Below are 7,335 nucleotides of genomic sequence, written 5' to 3'. Positions count from 1 at the left end.
CCTGAGAGCTTGTGACGCTTTTACTTGTTCGGAACGGAGTGGAGTTTCCTGTCGCGGTAAATGGCGGGTCTGAGTTCGTCGATGAGCTCTCGTTTATGCGCTGCGGAGGCGGTTGCCTTGCAGGATGTTGTTGGTGAGGGCGTACCAGAGCACGACGGCGCGGACCTTTTCGATCCCGCGCACGGTCAATTGCCGTAGGTTCCAGTTGCGCCAGCGGGCATGGATGCACTCGCATATCGAACGGGGCTTGTACCGGGCCTTGCCCTCTTTGCTCGCCATCCGCGCACGCCAAGCCAGTACCCCCGCGCCGTCGCCGCGTCGCGGCAGGTAGGGGTCGGTGCCGTGCTTGGATTGAGTGGGCGGGCAAAAAACCTCTATGCCCTCGGCATGCGCCCACTCGATGTCTTCCGCGCTGCCAAAGCCGCCATCGACGAGATGGTCTTTGGGCAGGCCGCCAGGGCGCGTGCGCTGCCGCTCCAGCATGGGCCGCATCAGCCCGCGGTCGGACCCCGTGTTGCATACCTTAACGTCAGTGACGAACTGCTCGCCGGCCGCACTCGTCACCTGCACGTTGTAGGCTGGGCGGAAGCCGCCATCCGCCATCTTCATGACCCGTGCATCGGCGTCCGTCGTCGACGCGCGCGGCTCCTTCGGCGTCTTGCCATTGCCTTGCTTGCTCTCGCGTTCCTTGCGCTGCTGCTTGATCTCGGCAAGCGCCGCCTGCGCCGCTTTCACGCGCGCGCTGCGTTCCTGCGCGGCTCGCTCCTTGGCTGCCCGGGCGCGCTGATTGCTGGCGTCAGAGCGCACGTCGACTTCGCGCTTGAGGTCTTCCACCACCGTCCCAGCCAGGGCCAGATGCCGCTCGAGTGTCGCCTCGCGCCGGAACGAGGCGGCTCCCGCGCTGGCCCGGACCCGCACCCCGTCCTGCGCCAGTGTCGCCAGATTGACGAGACCAGCCTTCGCCAGCGCCGCCAGATGCTCGCTGAGCAGCCGGTCCAGCAGGTCGGCGCAACCGACCCGGAAGTCCGCCAGCATGTGATAGTTCACCGACACCCCGCCGCACAGCCAACGATAGGCATCGTGGCTCTCGCACAGTCGCTCCAATGCTCGCGCGCTGCCGACGCCCTCGCTGGTGGCTGAGAGCCACAGCGCCAGCAAAAGCCGCGGCGAGGTCGCGGGGTGACCGGGGCGGTCGCCCCTGGCCTTGATCCGGTTCTCCAGCTCACTCAGATCAAGCTCTTCGACATAAGACCAGATCAGGCGCACCGGATGGTCTTCCCCGATCAGGCTCTCGATATCCACCGCTCGCAACGCGATCTGGTCGCGCTGTGGCTCACGCAGCCGTGGCGCGCCGAGCGGCGCCGCGTCGGCTTCAGGCTTCGACTGCGCCGGCAGATCACCGAACAATTCATCGGCAGCCATCTTCGCCTCCCGCCAATCCATCATCGCCAGAGAATCACATGCCACCGGCATTCGGACAGATTTACCTGGCACGCTGCCAAAAAATCACACGCTCTGAGGCGGCCGCGGGCAACAAAAAGGCCGGGAGCGATCCCGGCCTTTTTTCCTTTCGCGTGGCGCGCCGTGCCCGCGTTCCTCTCCGCTGTCATCGTCCGCGAAAGCGGACGATCCAGTATTCCAGAGGCGGCCGTGATTGAATCGAGAGGCCGCAGCGTACTGGATGCCCCGCCTTCGCGGGGCATGACAGCCGTCGTGTGGACAGTTCTTACTCCGCCGCTTCCAGCGTCGGGTAATCCGTGTATCCCTTCGCGCCGCCGCCGTAGAACGTGTTCTTGTCCCAATCGTTCAGGGCCGCGCCCTTCTTCAGCCGCTCGACGAGGTCGGGGTTGGAGATGAACGGCTTGCCAAAGGCGATCAAATCGGCCGCGCCGGCGTCGAGCACCTTGGTCGCGAGATCGAAATCGTAGCCGTTGTTGGCGATATAGGTGCCACTGAAGCGCTTGCGCAGGCCTGCATAGTCGAACGGCGCGAAGTCGCGCGGGCCGCCGGTGGCGCCTTCGACGACGTGGAGATAGACCAGCTTCAATGCGCTGAGGCCGTCGACGATGTGGTCGAACAAGGCTTGCGGATTGGAATCCGCGATGTCGTTGGCGGGCGTCACCGGCGAGATGCGGATGCCGGTGCGGTCGGCGCCGGCTTCAGCCACGACGGCCTTGGAGACTTCCAGCATCAGGCGCGCGCGATTCTCGATACCGCCGCCATAGGCGTCTGTGCGCTTGTTGGTGCCGTCCTTGGCGAACTGGTCGAGCAGATAGCCGTTGGCGCCGTGGATCTCGACGCCGTCGAAGCCTGCCTCCAGCGCATTCTTCGTGGCGCGCTTGAAGTCGTCGATGATGCCTGGAATTTCAGAAAGCTCGAGCGCGCGGGGCTCGGAGACGTCGGCGAAGGTGCCGTTGACGAAGGTCTTGCCCTTGGCGCGGATCGCGCTCGGCGCGACCGGCGCGGCGCCCTTCGCCTGGAGGTCGACATGCGAGATGCGGCCGACATGCCAGAGCTGGATGAAGATCTTGCCGCCGCGCTCATGCACCTTATCGGTGACCTTGCGCCAGCCGGCGACCTGGTCCTTGGAATAGATGCCGGGTGTGTCCTGGTAGCCCTGGCCCTGCTGCGAGACCTGGCTCGCTTCGGTGATCAGGAGGCCCGCAGACGCGCGCTGGCCGTAATAGTCGGCGGCAAGCGGGCTCGGCACGAAGGTGCCTGGCGCTGCGCGGTTGCGCGTCAGCGGTGCCATCGCGAAACGGTTGGCCAGCGTGATCGGGCCGAGCTTGTAAGTCTCAAACAATTTGGTCGGGCGGCTCATTGGGAGTGGTTCCAGGCGGTGAGAGGTCCGGAACACTTGTGCATCGCGGCAACCAGCGCAAGGGAGGAGCCATACGGAAAGTGCAGGCGAGCTACGCGGCAGAGCCCGCGTAGCACGATTCATGCGCGATTCGGGTCAGGGCAGCGGATTTCCGCTGCCGCGACCCCACGAACTCAGTTCGCGCCGAGGAAATCGCGCTTGCCGATCTCGACGCCATTGTGACGCAAAATGCCGTGGGCGGTCGCGGCGTGGAAATAGAAGTTCGGCAGCGAGACCGCACTGAAGAACTGCTGGCCCTTGAGCGTCATGGTCCGGTCCGGGCCCGCCGGGAAGGTCACGTCCTTGGTGTCGGCGCCTTCGAACTGCGCGGGCTTGTACGATTTGACGTAGTCGATCGTCTTGGCGAGCCGCTGCTTCAACTCCTCGAACGTCTTTTCCGTGTCGGGCGTCGAGGGCACCTCGCTATGCGTCAGGCGCGCACAGCCCTTGGAGGCGAAATCGCTGGCGAGCTGGATCTGCTTCGAGAGCGGCAGCATGTCCGGAAACAGGCGGGAGCCGAGCAGGACGGCCGGGTCGATCTTTTTGGCCGCGCAATGCGCCTCAGCCTTGTTGAGCAGGCCGATGAGGCTGTTGAGCAGTTGCAGATACGCGGGGACGACGGCGTCGTGGAAGGACATGTGTTGCTCGCTCGAATGAGGGAAATCTCAGGAGAAAACCTGAGCCACTCACATGGGAGCGTCATGGAAAAATACAATCGCCGGAGCGGCCTGTGCAGTGCAAAAATTCTACCGGATCGTCCCCGCTGGCTGCGCCTGCGCCGTGCCGCCGCGCATGCGGGCGAGCAGCTCGGCGGTCGGCCAGGAATCGGCCGGTAGGCCGTATTTGATCTGCATCGCCTTCACGGCGGCGCGGCTCTGCTGGCCGAGCACGCCGTCAACCTTGCCGACATTGAAGCCGGCTTGGACCAGAAGTTGCTGCAATTGCTTGAGCTCGTTGAACGGCAGTTGCACGACCGGCGTCGTCGGCCTTCGCATCGGCGCAGCGCCCGCGATGCGCGAGGCGAGATAGCCCGCGGTGGTCGAATAGATCAGCGAGTTGTTCCACTCAGTGTAGCCCGCGAAATTCGGATAGGCCATGAAAGCCGGCCCGGTCCGTCCCATCGGCAGCAGCACGGAGGCCGCGAGATTGTCGTTCGGCAGTGGCCTTCCGTCGGGATAGGTCACGCCCAACTGCGCCCATTTCGAGCGCGGCTGCTGCACGGTGAGATCGGTCTGATCCCACGGCAGGTTCTGCGGCACCTTGATCTCTTCCAGCCACGGCTCGCCGCGCCGCCACTTCAAACCGTTGGCGATGTAGTTCGCGGTCGAGCCGATCACGTCGGGCTCGCTGCGCAACAGGTCGCGCCGCCCGTCGCCGTCATAGTCGACGGCGTAGTTGACGTAATGTGTCGGCAAGAACTGCGTCTGTCCGAGCTCGCCGGCCCACGAGCCGATCATCTCGTCGGGCGTGAGATCACCGCGATCGATGACCTTCAGCGCCGCGATCGTCTCGTTCACGAACATCTCCGAGCGCCGGCAGTCATAGGCCAGCGACACCAGCGATTTCAGCGTCGGCAGATTGCCCATGTTGGCGCCGAAATCGCTCTCCAGTCCCCAGAACGCGGCGATCACCGCCGGCGGCACGCCGTACTCTTTCTCGGCGCGCGCAAACGCAGCCGCGTGTTGCTTAATGTGCTGCTGGCCGTTCTGCATGCGATAGGGCGCGGCCATGCGGCCGGCGAATTCGGTGAAGAGCTGGCCGAATACGCGCTGGCCGCGGTCGCGGTTGACGATGCCCTGGTCGTAGACGAGGTAGGGCCCGGCTTCCGAAAGCGCGCGTTGCGACACGCCCGCAGCAACCGCCTGTTGTTTCACGTCGGCCAGGAAGCGATCGAAGTTCGCCCCATTGTGGCACGAGGCCGCGCGCGGCGAAGGCGCGGTAGCCTTGGGAGCGGCGGGCTTTGCGGGCGGTGGGGCGAATTGGGCGGAGGCGGAAGCTGAGAGTGCGAGAAGAGCGGCGGCCGCGATCGCAAATCGGGTCTGGAGCATGAGGTTTCCGGAAGGGGGAGACGCTTGGATTCTTGACGAAGTTTAATGGAATGATCGAACTCAAACCAGTGCCGCGGCTCCGGGACGCACCTTGAAACCTTGCACCCGGGCCGGGGTCATTCCTACTTGAAAAGCGCCGGCCTGCAACGCCTCAAGCCGCCACGGCCGGCCCGGGAGACGGCCATGAACTATCTTCGTACCGCAATGCTGCTCGCAGGCCTCACCGCCCTGTTCATGGGGGTGGGCTATCTGATCGGCGGTGCGACTGGCGCCATGATCGCGCTCGTCGTTGCCGCGGCGACCAATCTCTTCACCTACTGGAACTCCGACCGCATGGTGCTGTCGATGTACGGCGCCCATCAGGTCGACCGCGCGAGCGCGCCCGAGCTGGTCGGTCTCGTCGCCGAGCTTGCAGGCCGCGCGGGCCTGCCGATGCCGCGTGTGTTCCTGATGGACGAGCCGCAGCCCAACGCGTTCGCGACCGGCCGCAATCCGGAGAATGCCGCCGTTGCCGTCACCACCGGCCTGATGCGTCAGCTCAGCCGCGAGGAGCTCGCCGGCGTGATTGCGCATGAGCTTGCGCACATCAAGCATCACGACACGCTGCTGATGACGATCACCGCGACCATTGCGGGTGCCATCTCCATGCTGGCGCAGTTCGGCATGTTCTTCAGCGGCAACCGCAACAACAACGGCCCCGGCATCGTCGGCTCGATCCTGATGATGATCCTGGCGCCGCTCGGCGCCATGCTGGTGCAGATGGCGATCAGCCGCACCCGCGAATATGCCGCCGACGATCTCGGCGCGCGCATTGCCGGCCAGCCGATGTGGCTGGCGTCGGCGCTGGTCAAGATCGAGAGTGCTGCGCATCAGGTGCCGAATGTCGAGGCCGAGCGAAACCCGGCGACCGCGCACATGTTCATCATCAATCCGCTGTCGGGCCATGGCGTGGATAGTCTCTTCGCCACTCATCCCTCGACGCAGAACCGTATCGCTGCGCTTCAGCAATTGGCGGCTGAGCTCGGCGCGCATGCGGCGCCGTCGGTCGGCGCCAATGAAAACTATCCGCCGCAAGGTCCGTGGGGACGCTCATCGTCGCGCGATCCCTCACGTGGTCCTTCACGTGGTCCTTCACGTGGTCCTTGGGGATGAGCTAGCGAGAGCCACGGCGCGGACGCATTTCTACGACGCTGCAATTCAAGCGAGAAATCTCTGATTCAACGTCGCATTGCCGGCATCTGCCGCGATCATCGTCAGGGTGCGGATTGCTGCTGCGCACTATCCGAAATGGCTATTGCGCTTTGTCGCACATTGGGCCAGACCTGTGCCTGCTCGCCTTGGCTGGGGGAGCAACAGGTTGGAATGCTTGCCGAGTGGCAGTCTTTGCTCATGCAAATTGCCGGAGGTTCGCATGGTACCGTTGCAGTTGGAGCAGGTGGTCGAACGCGATATTGCACCGCGTGAGGCCTTCTTAGAACGAATGGAAGGCGCACTTCTCCTGATCTCGCTCGCCGTGGTGACGGTCGTCTGGTGCTGTTTGCTCGCCTTGATGGCCTGGAAGGGCTTCTTCTGTATATTCAATCTGGCCTAGCTCTCCGAAGCGGAAGCGTTCTGAACGCTGCTCCTGCGCAGCAACAACATCGTACGCCCTGTGATCTGGCGCACACAGGGCAGGCCCGGCCGGTGTTAACACCTGATCGAGAGTATTCCTTCGAAAGGGGATCCGTGGCCGGCGTCGCGCCGGTCACCGTCGAAGATGACCAGAGCTGCCGTGCCATTGTTGATCGTCCTGGGCGTGCTCATCGGCCTGTCCACGCATACGGTCGTGAATTGCGGTGACGAGGACGAGCCGGACATCTGCTCGGCCGTGATCGGCTTCTCGCCGTTCCGCGGCTCGCTGATCGCCTTTGCCTATGAGGGGCGCGGACGGATCGCGCTGCGTCACGGCGACCACCGGCGGGCAATCGCCGATTTCAACGAGGCCATCCACCTCAATCCCAACCGCGCCTCGCTCTATCGTGATCGCGCGCTGGCCTACCGGCAGAACGGCGAGGTGGAGCTTGCGATTGCCGATTTTGACGACGCGATCGCGCTCGATCCAAAGCTCGCCGCGCCCTATCACGAGCGCGGCCTTGCGCTCGCCGCCAAGGGCGATCTTGACCGCGCCATTTTGAGCTACAGCACCGCCGTCCGTCTCGACCCGTCGGACGCGCAGGCCCGCTTCGACCGCGGCATGGCGTTCCTCGCTCGTGGTCAGGCCGACGATGCCCGCGCCGATTTCGAAGCCGCACTTGCGCTGCCCCCCGGCAAGGACGGCCGGACGCATGACGCCGCACGCACCAAGCTTGCCGAGCTCACCCGCGCCGGGCCGACCCAGGTCTCTACACCGCGGCGGTGAAAGGTGTTCTCCCTCGCCCCGTTCTTACG

The 7,335-nt window shown here is 64.6% G+C and carries 7 protein-coding genes; 3 read left to right on the top strand and 4 right to left on the bottom strand.

Annotated features, from left to right (window positions below; all coding sequences use genetic code 11):
• Positions 1-93 precede the first annotated feature (93 nt).
• The 4 genes from UP06_RS20730 to UP06_RS20715 form a co-directional block, all read right to left on the bottom strand.
• Entirely contained in the window at positions 94-1,422 is a 1,329-nt protein-coding gene (locus UP06_RS20730; protein ID WP_044999801.1) for an IS1182-like element ISBrsp9 family transposase, read from the bottom strand.
• 304 nt (positions 1,423-1,726) lie between these two features.
• On the bottom strand, positions 1,727-2,821 hold the full coding sequence (locus tag UP06_RS20725) for an alkene reductase (protein ID WP_045005298.1): 1,095 nt from the start codon (positions 2,819-2,821) through the stop codon (positions 1,727-1,729).
• A gap of 173 nt (positions 2,822-2,994) precedes the next feature.
• Positions 2,995-3,498: a DUF1993 domain-containing protein gene (locus UP06_RS20720; RefSeq protein ID WP_045005296.1), complete on the bottom strand. Its 504-nt coding sequence runs from the start codon at positions 3,496-3,498 to the stop codon at positions 2,995-2,997.
• Positions 3,499-3,606: 108 nt separating this feature from the next.
• Positions 3,607-4,908, bottom strand: a complete 1,302-nt coding sequence (locus UP06_RS20715) for a lytic murein transglycosylase (protein ID WP_045005295.1) — start codon at positions 4,906-4,908, stop codon at positions 3,607-3,609.
• A 183-nt stretch (positions 4,909-5,091) separates the two neighbouring features.
• Here UP06_RS20715 and htpX point away from each other — a divergent pair, with 183 nt between their 5' ends.
• The 3 genes from htpX (at position 5,092) to UP06_RS20700 (ending at position 7,306) form a co-directional block, all read left to right on the top strand.
• Entirely contained in the window at positions 5,092-6,060 is a 969-nt protein-coding gene (gene htpX / locus UP06_RS20710) for a zinc metalloprotease HtpX (protein WP_045005326.1), read from the top strand.
• A gap of 259 nt (positions 6,061-6,319) precedes the next feature.
• Positions 6,320-6,499 (top strand): hypothetical protein, encoded by a 180-nt coding sequence (locus UP06_RS20705; RefSeq protein ID WP_045005293.1) that lies wholly within the window; start codon positions 6,320-6,322, stop codon positions 6,497-6,499.
• Positions 6,500-6,664: 165 nt separating this feature from the next.
• Positions 6,665-7,306, top strand: a complete 642-nt coding sequence (locus tag UP06_RS20700; protein ID WP_156163094.1) for a tetratricopeptide repeat protein — start codon at positions 6,665-6,667, stop codon at positions 7,304-7,306.
• The last annotated feature ends 29 nt before the right edge of the window (positions 7,307-7,335 follow it).

This window comes from Bradyrhizobium sp. LTSP857, from assembly GCF_000938285.1.
GTDB lineage: Bacteria > Pseudomonadota > Alphaproteobacteria > Rhizobiales > Xanthobacteraceae > Bradyrhizobium.
This window is presented reverse-complemented; position numbering and strand designations above follow the sequence as displayed.

Excerpts from the sequence above, each read along its gene's own strand:
- htpX (WP_045005326.1), top strand. The coding sequence starts at position 5,092 with ATGAACTATCTTCGTACCGCAATGCTGCTCGCAGGCCTCACCGCCCTG.
- UP06_RS20720 (WP_045005296.1), bottom strand. The coding sequence starts at position 3,498 with ATGTCCTTCCACGACGCCGTCGTCCCCGCGTATCTGCAACTGCTCAAC.
- UP06_RS20730 (WP_044999801.1), bottom strand. The coding sequence starts at position 1,422 with ATGGCTGCCGATGAATTGTTCGGTGATCTGCCGGCGCAGTCGAAGCCT.
- UP06_RS20705 (WP_045005293.1), top strand. The coding sequence starts at position 6,320 with ATGGTACCGTTGCAGTTGGAGCAGGTGGTCGAACGCGATATTGCACCG.
- UP06_RS20700 (WP_156163094.1), top strand. The coding sequence starts at position 6,665 with ATGACCAGAGCTGCCGTGCCATTGTTGATCGTCCTGGGCGTGCTCATC.
- UP06_RS20715 (WP_045005295.1), bottom strand. The coding sequence starts at position 4,908 with ATGCTCCAGACCCGATTTGCGATCGCGGCCGCCGCTCTTCTCGCACTC.
- UP06_RS20725 (WP_045005298.1), bottom strand. The coding sequence starts at position 2,821 with ATGAGCCGCCCGACCAAATTGTTTGAGACTTACAAGCTCGGCCCGATC.